Below are 14,656 nucleotides of genomic sequence, written 5' to 3'. Positions count from 1 at the left end.
GGTTCCCCGTCGCAAAAACGTCCTATTGGAACCCGATCCGGCCGCTGCCGGTGTCCCGGAGGGCGTCCTGGCTGCCGCCCTTGAACTGCTCCTCCACGTTCTCGTAGTAGCGGAGGATGTCCTCGTTGATGGTGGGGCGCACCGACTCCATGGCGCGCCGGAAGTGCTTCATCTCGACCTCCTCGGCCTCGTCGTCGTCGCGGAGCGCCTCGATGGCGGCCTCGCGGGCGATGCCCTCGAGGTCGGAGCCGACGTAGCCGTCGGTGATCTCCGCGACCTCGCGGAGGCTCACGTCGGGGGCGAGCGGCGTGTCCTGGGTGTGGATCTCCAGGATGCGCTCGCGGCCCTCCTCGTCGGGCTGGCCGATCATGACGAGGCGGTCGAACCGGCCGGAGCGGAGGAGGGCGGGGTCGATCATGTCCGGGCGGTTGGTGGCGCCGATCACCATCACGTCGCCCATCTCCTCCAACCCGTCGAGCTCGGTGAGGAGCTGGTTGACGACGCGCTCGGAGACGTTGTTGCCCATCTCCTGTCCGCGGGAGGGCGCGAGGCTGTCCAGCTCGTCGAAGAAGATGATCGTCGGCGAGACCTGCCGCGCCTTGCGGAAGGTCTGTCTGATCGCCTTCTCGGACTCGCCGACCCACTTCGAGAGGAGCTGTGGCCCCCTGACGGAGATGAAGTTGGCGTTCGTCTCGTTGGCGACCGCCTTCGCCATCAGCGTCTTACCGGTCCCGGGCGGGCCGTACAGCAGGACGCCTTTCGGGGCGTCGACGCCCATGCGGTCGAACTTCTCGGGCGAGGTGAGCGGCCACTCGACGGACTCCTGGACCTCCTGTTTCGCCTCGGTCAGGCCGCCCACGTCGTCCCACGAGATCTTCGGGAGTTCGACGAGCACCTCGCGCATCGCGGAGGGCTCGACCTCGTTGAGGGCGCCGTCGAAGTCCTCCCGCTTGACGATCATGCGGTCGATGAGGCTCGGCGGGATGTCCTCCTCGTCGAGGTCGATCTCGGGGAGGTACCGCCGCAGCGCCTTCATCGCGGCCTCCTTCGTCAGGCTCTCGACGTCCGCGCCGACGAAGCCGTGGGTGTCGTCCGCGAGGCGGTCGAGCGAGACGTCGTCCGACAGGGGCATGCCGCGGGTGTGGATCTGGAGGATCTCCTTGCGGCCGACCTCGTCGGGGACGCCGATCTCGATCTCGCGGTCGAACCGGCCGGGGCGGCGGAGCGCGGGGTCGACGGAGTCGACGCGGTTCGTCGCCGCGATGACGATGACCTGTCCGCGCGTCTCCAGCCCGTCCATCATCGTCAGCAGCTGTGCGACGACGCGGCGCTCGACCTCGCCGGTCACGTCCTCGCGTTTGGGCGCGATGGAGTCGAGCTCGTCGATGAAGATGATCGACGGCGACTCGTCTTTCGCGTCCTCGAAGATCTCCCGGAGCTGCTGTTCGGACTCGCCGTAGTACTTCGAGATGATCTCGGGGCCGGCGATCGAGAAGAACGAGGCGGAGGTCTCGTTGGCGACTGCCTTCGCCAGCAGCGTCTTCCCGGTGCCCGGCGGGCCGTGGAGCAGGACGCCCTGCGGCGGCTCGATGCCGAGCTTCTTGAAGATCTGCGGGTGCTTCATCGGCAGCTCGACCATCTCGCGGACGCGCTGGATCTCGTTTTGCAGCCCGCCGATGTCCTCGTAGGTGATGCCGCCGCCGGTCTTCTCGAAGCCGGAGATCGGCTCCTCGCGGAGCTCGACCTCGGTGTCCTCCGTGATCATGCAGACGCCGTCAGGCTCCGTCTCGACGGCGATCAGCGGGATCGCCTGTCCGGGCGAGCGCATGAACGGGTGGTTCGTCGAGGACATCACCGGCACGATGTCGCGCTCGACGACCGGCCGCTTGAGGATCTGGCGTTTGACCATGCCGGCCGCGTCGGAGCCGAACTGGACGGACGCCTCCTCCGGCGGCGCGAGGACGAGCTTGTCGGCCGTCTCGGCCTCCGCCTTCCGGATGGTGACGCGCTCGCCGATGCCCACGTCCGCGTTCTGGCGGGTGAAGCCGTCGACGCGGACCGTGTCGGTGTTCCAGTCCTGCCGGTCGGCGCGCCACACCTTCGCGGCGGTGGTCTCGCCGCCCTCGATCTCGATGATGTCGCCCGGCGACAGCTTCAGGTGGAGCAGCGTGTCGGGGTCGAGGCGGGCGATACCGCGACCCGAGTCGTTCGGGTACGCCTTCGCCACTTCGAGTTGCACTTCGTTCATGATTGGCTCGCGGGGATACTGCGTAGGTCCGCGCGGTCCGGGGATAAGTCTGTTGTCCCCCCGGACACCGGGTGCTCGACTGGCGATTCCCGGCCGCCGCACGACCACGTCCGTGTGACCATGTAGCACGGTACTGTCCGCGGGTACAAAACCCCGTCGCTGCCGTGGGTTTTTCTCCCATACCCCGCCCCCGCGCTCAGCGAAGCCGACCGCGGAACGGCTCCGCTCCCGAGCGGGAGGCTCTTTACCCGGCCGCGCCGACGCTCGAGCATGAGGACGCTCGCGTTCGACGGCCGCACCGGCGCGGCCGGCGACATGATCTGCGCGGCGCTGATCGCGGCCGGTGCCGACCCCGCGGTGCTCGACCCCGTCGAGGACGCGCTCCCCGTGCGCTACGAGGTGGGAGAGACGACGAGGAACAGCATCCGAGCGACGACGGTCGACGTGCTCCTCGCCGAGACCGACGGCGGGCACTCGCACGACCATCACGACCACGGCGAAGCGGATCATCGACACGGCCACGGCGAGGACGACCATACCCACCAGCACGCGGAGGGTTCGGGGGTCCACCGCACCTACCCCGAGGTGGTCGAGGCGGTCGAGGCGATGGACCTCCCGACCGGGGTCGCGGAGGACGCGCTCGCGGTCTTCGAACTGCTCGCCGAGGCCGAGGCCGCGGTCCACGGCACGGACCTCGCGGAGACGCACTTCCACGAGGTCGGGGCGGACGACGCGCTCGCGGACGTGGTCGGCGCGTGCCTGCTGCTCGACGACCTCGACCCGGACCGCGTCGTCACCGGGCCGGTCGCCGCCGGCGGCGGCGAGGTGGAGATGAGCCACGGCGTCTACCCGGTTCCCGCGCCCGCGGTCGTGGAGGTCGCCGAGCGCTCCGGGCTCGCGCTGCGCGGCGGGCCGGTCGAGTCGGAGCTTTTGACGCCGACCGGCGCGGCCATCCTGGGCGCGCTCGCGGAGCCGGTCGCGGAACTCCCGGCGATGACCGTCGAGGCGGCGGGCTACGGCGCCGGGCGGAAGTCGTTCCCGGAGCACCCCAACGTCCTCCGCGCCGTCGTCGGTGAGGCGGTCCCCGACGGGGGCGACGACGCGGCGGACCCGCACGCCCCCGGCGACCACGGCCGCGACCACGGGGACACCGACCACGGCGGCACGCACGGCCGCGGGGACACCCACGGCCACGACGCCACTCGCGACCACGGGAACGCGCACGGTCACGACGCCGCCGAGCGCGGACGGCGCGACGCCGGACTCGTCCGCGACGACGTGGCGGTGCTGGAGACGAACCTCGACGACGCGCCGCCGGAGGTGCTCGGCGGGCTTCAGGAGACGCTCTCGGACGCGGGCGCGCTCGACGTGACGGTCCTGCCGACGACGATGAAGAAGTCCCGGCCGGGTCACCTCGTGAAGGTCGTCTGCGAGCCGGGCGACGCCGCGGCGGTCGCGGAGCGCCTCGCGCGCGAGACGGGGACCTTGGGGGTCCGAGAGTCCGCGGCCGGTCACCGCTGGATCGCCGAGCGCGCGTTCGAGACGGCGGAGGTAGTCGTCGATGGCGAGACCCACGAGGTGGCGGTGAAGGTCGCCTCGACGGCCGACGGCGAGGTGTACGACCGGAGCGCGGAGTACGACGACGCGGCCGCGGTCGCCCGCGAGACGGACCTCCCGATCCGCGAGGTCATGCGCCGCGCCGAGAACGCGGCCGGGAACTGAACGGGCCCCCGAGCGAGATCACGGGGGTTCACCGTCCGGGAAGCGACGGTACCGCCCAATCAGAAGAGGGTGGTTGGCTCCGAGTCCTGGAACTCGTGGCCGTGCAGTCGTTGCGGTACTGTGCGGGGAGAGACTCGAAGTGCTAGCGGCTCGACCCGGTCCGGTCACCGAAATCTCCGGGACCCACGGCTCGCTGCGTCTGCCGTTCAGTCGTCCAGTTCTTCGACCAGCCCCTCGGGGGGATGTTCGGCGTCGCTCTCCTCGCCGGGGGTTTCGGGCGGCGCGTCGAACTCCGGGTCGAACAGGCGGAGCGCGGTCTGGATGGTGGTCCAGTCGTCCTCGCCGGCGGCGTCGCGGAGGGATTTCGTGGGCGCCGCGAGCAGTTGGCCGACGAGCGCGTCCGCGAGCGCCTCGACGGTCTCGCGCTGCTCGGCGGTGAGCCCGCCCTGCGTCTCCAGTTTGGTGAGCGCCGTGTCGACCTCGCGGGCCTTGGTGCGCTCCGCGCCCGCGTACATCGCGGAGATGACCTCGTCGGCGCGCTTGCGCTTGAACGAGTCGAGCAGGCGGTCGAGCTCGTCGTCGATCATCGCCTCGACCGCGCGGGCCTCCGCCTCGCGCTGTTCGCGGGTCCGGCGCGTGACCGACTCCAGCGCGTCGATGTCGTACAGCGTGACGCCGTCGAGGTCGTCCGCCGCGGTCTCCACGTCGCGCGGCTGAGCGATGTCGATGCAGACGACCTCGCCCGCGTCGGTCAGGTCGCCGCGGCCGAGGACCGGTTCCGGGGCACCCGTCGCACTGATCACGAGATCCGCAGTCGGGATCACCTCGACCAGTTCCGAGAGCGGGAGCGCGCGCGCGTCCATCTCGATCTCGCCGGCGACGTGTTCGGCGTGCGGGACGGTCCGATTGGCGACGACGACCTCCGCGGTCGGAGTGTCCGCCAGAGCGCGGGCCGCGAGCGTCCCCATCTCGCCGGCGCCGACGACAACCGCGGTCGCGCCGGCCAGATCCAGTTCGCGCGCGGCGAGTTCGACGGCCGCGGAGCCGAGCGAGACGACGCCCTCGTTGATCGCGGTCTCCGTGCGGGCGCGCTCGCCGACGTGGATGGCCTTCGTGACGCTCTCCTCCAGCATCGGGCCGATGCCGCCCGCGGATCGCGACTCCTCGTAGGCGGTCCGCACCTGGCCGAGGATCTGGTCCTCGCCGAGCACGAGCGACTCCAGTCCGGCCGCGACCCGCATCAGGTGGCGGAGGCTCTCCTCGTGGTCGAGGTGTCTGACGGCGCCCTCGCGCACCTCCGGGGCGAACGTCGAGAGCGCCGCGGTGCCGTCGGCGGCCCTGTCGGTGACGACGTATGCCTCCGAGCGGTTGCACGTGGACACGGCGTACGCCTCCGAGACGCCCTCACGGGCGAGAAGGTCGGAGACGGTCGCGCGGACCGAGTCGCCGCCCGCGGCGTCGATCTCGTCGACCGACGCCCGGGTGTGAGCGACGCTGACGCCCGTGATTACGCCGGTGTCGATCATGCGTTGCACGTCTCCTGGACCACCCTGTTGGCTTCTTCCCGAGCGTTTGCGTCGCCCGCTTGTAAAGCCTTCCAAACCGGCCCCGACCGCACGACGGCGCGGACCGCGTCCCGTCGCGTCTCGGGGTCGACCCCCGCCGCCTTCAGCTCCGCCCGGATCTCGCCGGTCAGCGCCGCCATCGCGCCGGCACCCTCGAGTTCCGCCTCGATGCGCTCGCGGAGGTGCTTGGCGAGCGCCGGACTGGTCCCGCCCGTCGAGACGGCGACCGTCACCGGGTCGTCCGCGACCGTCGCGGGGACCACGACGCTCCCCGCGTCGCGCCCACCAGCCTCGTCCGTCCGGTTGACCAGCGCGCCAGCCGCCCGCGCGGCCGCCTCCGCCGCCGCGTTGACCGCGGGGTCGTCCGTCGCCGCGACCACCAGCGCCGGGTCGGTCCGTTCGACCCAGTCGCCGACCGCGTCGGCGTCCGGGGCCTCGCGGATCAGGTCGACGGCCCCGGCGTCCCCGTCGGCCACCCGATCAGTGGCCATGGTCCGCAGCGCGTCCGAAAAGGCCGGGCTCACGACGATTACCGACGCCTCCGACGCGAAGCGGCGGACCTTCCGGGTCGCGACGCTCCCGCCGCCGACCACCAGCACGGTCTCGCCGTCGAAGTCGTGGAACAGGGGGATCATGGATGTCGAGGAACTCCGAGAGGGATCAGGCCGTGTTCGAACTCGCGCGCTCGTCGATCCGGATCCCCGTCTTCTTCAGGATCCGCGTCGAGAACAGCGTGTCCCAGTCCTCGTCGCTCACGTCCCAGTAATCGTCCATCACCTCTTTCACCTGCTGGACCCGCCGGTCGCTCTCCGCCTCGGAGCGCCCGTGGGTCATCGCGAAGAAGTTGTACGGCCAGACGCCGTCGTGGCGCGGCCGCTCGTAGCAGTGAGTGACGAACTCCAGGTCGGCGACGACCGGGCCGACCTCGTCGAGCACCTCGTCGGGGACGTCCCAGACCGTCATCCCGTTCTCGGTGTAGCCGAGCGCGTAGTGGTTCGGGATGACGCCGACGCGGCGGACCTTCCCCTCCGCGTCGAACCGCTTGATCGTCTCCACCACCCAGTCGGTCTCCGCGCCGACCGCCTCGGCGACGTCCGCGTACGGCGTCTCCGTGACCGGCAGCCCGCCCTGAATCTCCACGACGAGGTCGCGCTCGGCCGGCGTCAGCGTCTCCCGCCCGGAGGGCTCGACCGCGGGACCGAGCTCCGAGAGGTCCACGTCGCCGTCCGGAACCGGCCCGTCGAGCAGGAACTTCGCGCCGACGTGGAACTCCTGAATCTTGGGCAGGTCGTACGTCTCCTGTCCGGTCGCGGCTTCGATCTCCGCGAGCACCTCCGCGACGCGGTCCGCGCCGTCCTTGTCCGGGTCGGGGTGGTCGGCCACCGAGACGACGAACCACATGTTGAGGTGCGGGTGCTCGCGCTCGTAGTTGTGCGCGACCGCGGGGAACTCGTTCACCGTCTCCGCGACCTCGTCGTACCGCTCCTCGGGGGCGTGCATCGCCACCAGCGACGCGGCGCCGCCGATCTCCTCGGCGTTGACGAGCGCGCCGAACCGAGAGAGGACGCCCGCCTCGTCCAACTCGCGCACGCGCTCGCAGAGCTCCGGACCCGTCACCTCGACGCCGCGATCCCGGAGCGCGGCCGCCGCGGGCTCGAAGGGGCGCTCGACGACCGGGAATCCCCCCTGAAAGGCGTTGAGGATCGCCCGGTCGAGCGTCGACAGATCCGCGTCGACCTGCTTCATACGCGCCCTGAGGGCCGCGGCGGATTAAGGGGTTCGGAGCCGCGGCCCGTCGAGCGGACTCAGCCGTCGAGGTCCCGCGCGATGTCCGCCAGCGACCCGCTCGGGCCGGCGTCCACGTCGTAGACCGCCCGGTCGCCCGGCAGCCGGAGCCCGTAGGCGTCGCCCGACTCCACGACGTCGAGCAACAGGGAGTCGTCCTCCTCGCGGTCGTGCTCGCGCAGCCACGCGACGAGGCGGTTCTCGCCCTCGCCGGGGGTCCGCGCGAGCCGCCGGTTGTCGTAGGCGCCGCGGATCAGGCGACCGCTCGCGTCCGAGACGATCCGCGCGTGGTAGGTCTCGCGCTCGACGATCAGCCGGACGAGGTCGCCGTCCGCGAGCCCCAGCGCGTCCGCGAAGCCGGACTCGACGCGGCGGTCGAGTTCGTCGTCGTTCGGGAGACGCACGCAGGGCTTCCGGGTACCGCCGCTGCGGGCGACCGTCACGCGGACGGACGCGACGCTCTCGTCGTCGGAGGTGACGCGCGCCATCGAAAAGGTGGGTCGGCTACTCCTCGTCGCCGTCGTCGCCCTCGCCGAGCGCGGCGGCCACGTCGCCCTCGCCCTCGACGACCTTCACGTTGATCTGGGCCACGTCCTCGGCGACCTCGGCGCCGCGGACCGTGACGCGCTTGCGCTCGCCCTCGCGGGACGGCTCGTAGCCGACGCCGCCCTCGAGGAGGAGCTCCTTCAGGCTCGTGCCGGGGACGTCCGCGCGCATCGGCCGCCCGGTTTCGTCCGAACCGCCGGTGATCTCGACCGTGAAGCCGTCGAGGCCGACCGCGGCCCCGTCGGCCTCGTCACCGAGGCTCAGTCCGAGAAACCGATTGGCGTCCTGTCCGTCGACCTCGCGCTGGAACGTCGCGCCGGTGTCGGGGTCGGCGACGACGACCTGGAATTCTGCCATGCGGGAAACGACAGCCCGACCGAGTAAAAGTACGTCGGATCCGCGGCCGCACGAGAGCCGTCCGCACGGGTCGGCCGTCTGTCCCGGTCGCGACCGGGCTGTTTCTGTCCCAGTCGCCGCCAAGTCGTTTTCCGTCCCCGACGGAGTGGGGGTCCGAACCCCGCGCAGCCGTTCCTTATTTCTCCGTGAGGGCGTCGACCCCAGTGACCACCGCCGGCGTCCCGCCGCCCCACGGCCCCGCCGCGAACGCCGTCTCCAGCGCCCGCGCGACGCGGTCGGGGTCGGACGGCCCGCCCGCCGCGGCGAGGCTCCCGACGCTCTCCGGATCGAAGGTGACGCCGAGGGCGTCGTACACCGGCGTCAGCACCTCCGCGACGGCCGGTTCGTCGCTCGCGACGACGACCAGGCAGCCCGACACGAGCGCGGCGTCCTTCTGGACGCGCTGTGCCAGTCCGGCGACCTTGCCGCCGTCCGCGACCCGGACGGAGTGGTCGCCGGGACAGAAGGACGCCGCCGGCTCGCCGCGCGCCACGTCCGCGCCGAGGTCGCGGAGCGTCTCCAGGAGCGTCTCGGTGGCCGTCGCGTAGCGCTCGTCGAGTCCTTCCCGCATCTCCGCGAGCGGGACCGCGACCGCGAACGCGAGCGTCTCGCCGGTGTACGCGACCGCGCGCCCCCCGACGCTCCGCTCGACCGGCTCGTAGCCGCGCTCCAGCGCCGCCGCTCGCGCCGTCGGGAACCCCTCCTGCCGGGCGTCGCGTCTCCCGAACGCGACCTGTCGATGCGGCGCCCGGACGCGAACCCGGGGGATCCCGTCCGCCGCGGTCGCCGACAGCATCGCGGCCGTCGCCTCGCGGTCGTCGTCCGGCGTCCCGGCCCGACCTCGCACCACGCGCATACGTTCCCTCGGCGGCCGAGCGACAAAAGCCGGTCGGGGACCGACGCCGCTTTGCCGGCCGACCCCCGAGATCCGAGCGATGAGGGTCACGCTGCCGGGCGCGGTGCTGGCGCGCTATCCGCGCTTCTCGCTGTACAACTCGCCGTACCCCGCCCACGACCGCGGAAGCGCGGTGGACCTCTACCCCGCGGGCGACGACGGCCTCTCGCCCGTGGCGGGCGTCGTCCGCGAGACGCGGACCGTCGGCTGTCCGGACCGCTCGTACGCCGCGGAGCGAGACCACCTGATCGTGCTCGACGTCGACCCGGAGTGGGCCGCGGCGGCGGGCGTCGCGGACGGTCTCCTCGCGCGGGTTCTGCACGTCGACCCGGCGGTCGAGCCCGGCGACCGAGTCGCGGTCGGCGACCGCCTCGGTCCGATGGTTCGGTCGGGTTTCTTCGGCCAGTGGGTCGACAGACACGTCCATCTCGGCTTCCGGCCGGCGGACGCGAACCCCCTCCGCGCGAGCGGGTCGCTCCCGGTCGACCTCGGCGTCGACGTGGCGCCGGCCGCGTGGGACGGCACCGGTCGCGTCGTGGAGACGGGACCGACGCACGCGGTGCTCGACGCGCCCGCTCATCCCGCGCCGGGCGAGCGGTTCGCGGCGCTGGCGAGCGACGGGGGCGTCCCGCTCGACGGCGGGTTGCGCCACTACGCGGGCGGCGGCGCGCTCGGAGCGGTCGCCGGCGCGGGAGTCGCCGGCGGTGGGGACGGCACGGAGCTCTCGCTCCTCGGCGAGCCGGTCGGCGTCGCCGACGGCCGCGACGTGCGGTGGAACCGGGTGGCGATACGCGCGAACGGCGAGCCGGCGGCGGGGCTGTCGCTGTTCGCGTCGCGGGAGCGGCTCGGGGCCAAGCTGGTGCTTCCGGAGGCGCCGCTGGCGGTGGGCGACGAGGTCCGCGTCCGGATCGCGCCGACGGACGACCCGGTGCGGTTCGGGGTGGGACGGTAGAGCGAGGGCGCGTCGACCGCGCGAGGGGTGACGGAACCGCCGCTATCGGCGACAGAAATGGCGAACGGCCGGCGCTCGGACGGTCCGCAGGTCAGGTCCCGCGGTCGTCGTGACTCCGCGGCGGTGCGCCGGACGCCCGCCGAGTTCGCCGCGGAGCGCGTCGTCAGGTCACGGGGCGGGTGGCGCGGCATGACTCAAAAGGGTCAGCCCCAGCGCTCCCGGTGCCGGCGCTTCGCCGCGCGGTAGTAGTCGTCCTCGCGCACGCGGTCGAGGTGCGTTTCGAACACCAGCGCCGCCTCGCGCTTGTCGGAATCCGCCCACCGCTGCGGCTCGCGCTCCGTCCCGTCCTCGTCGTACTTCCGCCCGCTCGGATACGTCGCGTAGCGCATCGCCCGCGTGTACCCCATCCGAAGGTACTTGCGCGCCATGTCCATGCCCACGAAGTCCCCGCGCTCGCGGTAGTCGCGGAACTGCTCCTCGATGGCGGTCGCCGCCTCGGCGGCCGTCTCGCGGTCCGCGTACCCCCACAGCGGCAGGAGTTCGGACTTGTACGGCTCGACCTTGAACGCGCCCTCCTCGCCGCGGCCGACGCGGTAGCACTCCGGGCGTTCCCGGAAGTCCACCGCGTACTCCGGACCGTCGTCGCGGGTCGGCAGGTCGGGCCACGCGTCGGACACGCGGGGCGGTACGTGCGGGGCGGCCACGAACGTTGCGGCCGGAAACTCCCCGCCCGTTCGACGCGATTCCCGGAGTTACAAGCCGGCCGACACAGAGGTCAGGGACATGAGTCAGGAGCCCACGGACCTGCCGCCGTTGCCGGACGGCGCGGCGGCGTTCATGGAGGAGCGCATCGAGGCCGAGCACGGCTACCTCTCGTGGCTGAACACGGGCGTCGAGTCGGTCGAGCGCGGCCGGATCGTTCTCACCATCCCCTACGACGACAAACTCACGAACAGCGACGGGGAGACGATCCACGGCGGCGTGGCAGCGACGCTCGTCGACACCGCCGGCGGGCTGGTCCAGCGGACGGCGTTCCCGGACCCCCTCGACGGCGGCGTCGCGACGGTGAACCTCAACGTGAACTACCTCAGACCGGCGACCGGCGACCTCCGGGCGGAGGCCGAGGTGGTCCGCGCTGGCGGCTCCATCGGCGTCAGCGACATGCGCGTCACCAGCACCGCGAACGGCGAGACGCGCGAGGTGGTCGTCGGGCAGGGGTCGTTCCGGCTGTTCCGGGAGGACTGAGAGGAGGGCCGGACGGCGCCGCCGGTCAGCGCCCGAAGCCGGGAAGGTCGTCGAGAACCGCGTCCGAGTTCTCGACCGCGTCCCGGAGGGCGTCGAGGCCGGGTTCGCCGACGCGGTCGGGGTTGGCGTGGACCCGCACGTCCTGTTCGCCGAGCGGGACGAAGCCGAGCCCGAGCCGCTCCGCGGTCGCCCGGAGGCCGACGCCGGCGTCCGCGTCGCCCGCTGCCACCTTTCTGGCGGGGCTCTCGTAGGCACGGACCGCGAAGCCGAAGCCGTCGACCGCCTCGGTCACCTCGCGGCGCTCGACGCCGCGCTCCTCCGCGAGCGCGGCGAGTTCGTTCGCGAGACTGGTTCTGAGTCCCGAGTCGGTCGTCCGGTTGACGAACCGGAGGTCGCGGTCGACCAGGTCCGCGAGTCCGGTCACGTCGTCGGGGTTGCCGGCGGGGACGACGAGTCCCCACTCTCGCGTCCAGCCGCCGAGGTCGACGGCGTCCACCTCGCGCTCGACCGGCCCGGCGGTGACCGCGGCGTCCGGCAGCCCGTCGCGGAGCCTGCGGAGCCCCTCGCGGGAGCCGACCGGGAGGTACCGCGGGCGGTCCACCTCGTCCAGCAGGCGGTTGAGCGCGGGGTCGTCCTCGCCGACGCCGAGCAGGGTCGGCGGGCGCACGTCGGGCGAGAACAGCTGCACCTCGACCGCCTCGCCCTCGTCGAGGTAGTCGGTGTCCGGGTCCACGGCGACGACGCCGTCCGCCTCCACGAGGCTCGTCGTCGCGCCGGACCCCTTGTCGACCGGGTACGCGAGCGGGGCGGCGTCCGGCCGCTCCAGCAGGCCGACGGGCATCAGCCTGAGTCGCCCCTCGCCGTAGCGCTCGCCCGCCGCCATCCGGGCGGTCACGGTCGCGGTCGCCGGCTCCGGCTGCCCCGCCGCCTCCCGGACTGCCGGCGCGACGAACGTCCGGAAGATGGTGAGCGCGGAGACGGGGTAGCCGGGGAGGCCGACGTACGCCGACTCGCCCGCCCGCTCCGCCTCGGGCGACCGGTCGAGGCGCCCGATCAGCATCGGCTTGCCGGGCTTGACCGCGACCCCGTGGAGCAGCAGGTCGCCCCGCTCCTCGATGACGCGGTAGATCACGTCGACCGCGCTCGCGGAGGTCGACCCCGACGACAACACGAGGTCGCACTCGTCGGCCGCCTGCGTCAGCAGGCGCTCCATCTCCGCGTAGTCGTCGCCGGCGTGCGGGTAGAGCTTCGCCTCGCCGCCGGCCTCCTCGACGCCCGCGGCGATCGTCGTCGAGTTCACGTCGTAGATCTGTCCGCGCGCGGAGTCGAGTTCCTCGCCCAGCCGGACCAACTCGTCGCCGGTCGAGACGATGCCGACCGTCGGCTTCCCGCGGACCGGCACCGCCTCGCGCCCGAGGGCGGACAGCAGGCCGATCTCCCGCGGCGTGAGTCGCGTGCCGGGGCCGAGCGCGCGGGCGCCGGCCGCCACGTCCGCGCCCGCGACCATCACGTGGTCGCCGGGCGCGACCGAGGTGCGGAAGGCGATCCTGTCTGCCGTCCCGTCGTCTCCGTCCGCTTCTCCGTCGCCGCCGTCCGCGCCGTCGCCGCTCGCCGCCTCCCTCACCTCGTCGGTCCGCTCGACCATCACCACGGCGTCGGCGCCCGGCGGCATCACCGCGCCCGTGGATATCTCGGCGCAGGTGCCGGGGTCGACGGTCACGTCCGGCTCCGCCCCAGCGTGGACCGCGCCGATCAGGTCGAGTTCGACCGGGTCCGCCTCGTCGGCGCCGAACGTGTCGCGGGCCCGCACCGCGTAGCCGTCCATCGACGCGCGGTCGAAGCCCGGCACGTCGAGGTCGGCGTCGATCCGCTCCGCGAGGACGCGGCCGCGGGCGTCCGCGAGCGGGACCGACTCCGGCTCGGGAGCGAGGTCCAGCGAGTCGATGACCTCGCGGGCCGCCGCCGGCTCCGCGAGGTCGCGGAACTCCTTGCGCTCGCTCATTCGGTCGCCTCCCAGATCTGTACGTCGACCGCTTCGCCGGCGTCGATCCCCTCGCGCCCCTCCGGGACGACGACCCAGCCGTCCGCGAGCGCGACGCTCGAGAGGACGCCGGAGCCGCTGGCGCGGGTCGGCGCCGCGGTCGTCGCGTCCCCGTCCTCGCTCAGCCGCACTCGCGCGAACGTCCGCGTCCCGGGCTCGCTGGCGATCTTCCTGTCGAGCGTCGCGCGCCTGGTCGGGTGCGGCGGCGCCTCGGTCCCCGCGACCGCCGCCACGACCGGCCGCAGGAACTGGACCGCGTTGACGATGCAGGCGACGGGGTAGCCGGGGAGACAGACGACCGGCGTCCCGTCCGCGACCCCGAGACACACCGGGTGGCCGGGCTTGAGCGCGACGCCGTGGACGAGCACCTCGCCGACCGCGTCGAGCACCTCGGGGATCAGGTCGCGCTCGCCGACGGAGGAGCCGCCGGTCGTCACGACCACGTCGGCGTCGAGGTCGCGCTCGACCGCCGCGCGCAGGGCGTCCTCGTCGTCGGTGACCACGTCCCGGTAGCGCGTCTCGGCCCCCCACCGCTCGGCCATCCGGGCGACGGTGAGTCCGTTCGTCTCGATCACCTCGCCCGGACCGGGGTCGGACTGGACCAGCTCCTCGCCGGTGGGGATCACGGCGACCTCGGGGGCCTCGTAGACCGGGACCTCGGTCAGCCCGACCGACTTCAGCAGGCCCAGGTCCGAGGGCCGGAGCCGGTGGCCGGGTTCGTAGAGACGCTGGCCCTCGGCCACGTCCTCGCCGGCCGGCCCGACGTTCTCCCCCTCGGCGACCGCGTCGAACGTCTCCACGTCGCCGCCGACCTCCTCTACTTCCTCGATCATCACGACGGCGTCGGCGCCCTCCGGGAGCGCGCTTCCGGTGTGGACGCGGGCGGCTTCGCCCGGACCGACCGCGGCGTCGTCGCCTCCGGGAGCCTCGGAGCCCGCGCCGCCCGTTCGGCGGAGCACCTCCGGCGAGCGCCCGGACGCCCCGAAGGTGTCCCGTGCGCGAACGGCGTAGCCGTCCATCGCGGCGCGGTCGTAGCCCGGCACCGGCGCCGGGGCCTCGACCGGCTCCGCGACGACGTGCCGGTCGGCGTCCGCGAGCGGGACCGTCTCGACGCGCCCGTGGGGCGTCGCCGCGCCCAGCAGCGTCTCGCGGGCGTCCGCGACTCGGGTCCGGTCCTTGAACCCGGTCTCGTGTCTGTCGTGGCTCATGCGTGGCGGTTCCGGGCCCGACGGCAAAAACCCCGCCGACCGCGTCGGACTGG

The 14,656-nt window shown here is 73.0% G+C and carries 13 protein-coding genes; 3 read left to right on the top strand and 10 right to left on the bottom strand.

Annotation, left to right across the window (positions count from 1 at the left end; translation table 11 throughout):
* Positions 1-22 precede the first annotated feature (22 nt).
* Positions 23-2,248, bottom strand: coding sequence for a CDC48 family AAA ATPase (locus ACQE3L_RS06035; RefSeq protein WP_426962873.1), 2,226 nt, complete (start codon positions 2,246-2,248; stop codon positions 23-25).
* 270 nt (positions 2,249-2,518) lie between these two features.
* Between ACQE3L_RS06035 and larC the strand changes: the two genes are divergently transcribed.
* Positions 2,519-3,970 (top strand): nickel pincer cofactor biosynthesis protein LarC, encoded by a 1,452-nt coding sequence (larC, locus tag ACQE3L_RS06030; protein WP_426962872.1) that lies wholly within the window; start codon positions 2,519-2,521, stop codon positions 3,968-3,970.
* A 206-nt stretch (positions 3,971-4,176) separates the two neighbouring features.
* Here the strand turns inward: larC and hemA are convergent, their stop codons facing one another.
* From hemA to ACQE3L_RS06000, 6 genes are all read right to left on the bottom strand, one after another.
* Positions 4,177-5,496: a glutamyl-tRNA reductase gene (gene hemA, locus ACQE3L_RS06025; protein ID WP_426962871.1), complete on the bottom strand. Its 1,320-nt coding sequence runs from the start codon at positions 5,494-5,496 to the stop codon at positions 4,177-4,179.
* Positions 5,493-6,170 (bottom strand): precorrin-2 dehydrogenase/sirohydrochlorin ferrochelatase family protein, encoded by a 678-nt coding sequence (locus ACQE3L_RS06020; RefSeq protein ID WP_426962870.1) that lies wholly within the window; start codon positions 6,168-6,170, stop codon positions 5,493-5,495. Before ACQE3L_RS06020 ends, hemA begins: the two co-directional genes overlap by 4 nt.
* 25 nt (positions 6,171-6,195) lie before the next feature.
* Entirely contained in the window at positions 6,196-7,281 is a 1,086-nt protein-coding gene (ahbB, locus tag ACQE3L_RS06015) for a siroheme decarboxylase subunit beta (protein WP_426962869.1), read from the bottom strand.
* A gap of 59 nt (positions 7,282-7,340) precedes the next feature.
* Positions 7,341-7,808 (bottom strand): DUF7112 family protein, encoded by a 468-nt coding sequence (locus ACQE3L_RS06010; protein WP_426962868.1) that lies wholly within the window; start codon positions 7,806-7,808, stop codon positions 7,341-7,343.
* A 16-nt stretch (positions 7,809-7,824) separates the two neighbouring features.
* Entirely contained in the window at positions 7,825-8,223 is a 399-nt protein-coding gene (locus tag ACQE3L_RS06005) for a 30S ribosomal protein S6e (protein WP_058366243.1), read from the bottom strand.
* Between the two features lie 175 nt (positions 8,224-8,398).
* On the bottom strand, positions 8,399-9,118 hold the full coding sequence (locus ACQE3L_RS06000) for a lipoate--protein ligase family protein (RefSeq protein ID WP_426962867.1): 720 nt from the start codon (positions 9,116-9,118) through the stop codon (positions 8,399-8,401).
* 79 nt (positions 9,119-9,197) lie between these two features.
* On the opposite strand from ACQE3L_RS06000, the gene ACQE3L_RS05995 reads away from it, so the two are divergent.
* Positions 9,198-10,109 carry a DUF8155 domain-containing protein gene (locus ACQE3L_RS05995; protein WP_426962866.1) on the top strand — a complete coding sequence of 304 codons (912 nt, stop codon included), beginning with the start codon at positions 9,198-9,200 and terminating at the stop codon, positions 10,107-10,109.
* 203 nt (positions 10,110-10,312) lie between these two features.
* Here the strand turns inward: ACQE3L_RS05995 and ACQE3L_RS05990 are convergent, their stop codons facing one another.
* Positions 10,313-10,786 carry a DUF4385 family protein gene (locus ACQE3L_RS05990; protein ID WP_426962865.1) on the bottom strand — a complete coding sequence of 158 codons (474 nt, stop codon included), beginning with the start codon at positions 10,784-10,786 and terminating at the stop codon, positions 10,313-10,315.
* A gap of 106 nt (positions 10,787-10,892) precedes the next feature.
* On the opposite strand from ACQE3L_RS05990, the gene ACQE3L_RS05985 reads away from it, so the two are divergent.
* Complete coding sequence (locus tag ACQE3L_RS05985) at positions 10,893-11,354, top strand: PaaI family thioesterase (protein WP_426962864.1); 462 nt, start codon at positions 10,893-10,895, stop codon at positions 11,352-11,354.
* Between the two features lie 25 nt (positions 11,355-11,379).
* Here the strand turns inward: ACQE3L_RS05985 and ACQE3L_RS05980 are convergent, their stop codons facing one another.
* Both ACQE3L_RS05980 and ACQE3L_RS05975 read right to left on the bottom strand, forming a co-directional pair.
* On the bottom strand, positions 11,380-13,356 hold the full coding sequence (locus ACQE3L_RS05980; protein ID WP_426962863.1) for a molybdopterin biosynthesis protein: 1,977 nt from the start codon (positions 13,354-13,356) through the stop codon (positions 11,380-11,382).
* Positions 13,353-14,603, bottom strand: coding sequence for a molybdopterin molybdotransferase MoeA (locus tag ACQE3L_RS05975; RefSeq protein WP_426962862.1), 1,251 nt, complete (start codon positions 14,601-14,603; stop codon positions 13,353-13,355). The genes ACQE3L_RS05980 and ACQE3L_RS05975 overlap by 4 nt, the downstream gene beginning before the upstream one ends.
* Positions 14,604-14,656: the final 53 nt, after the last annotated feature.

It is taken from the genome of Haloparvum alkalitolerans, from assembly GCF_050122995.1.
GTDB classification, from domain to species: Archaea; Halobacteriota; Halobacteria; order Halobacteriales; family Haloferacaceae; genus Haloparvum; species Haloparvum alkalitolerans.
Note: the sequence above shows the minus strand (reverse complement) of the source record. Positions and strands in the feature narration are given on the sequence as shown.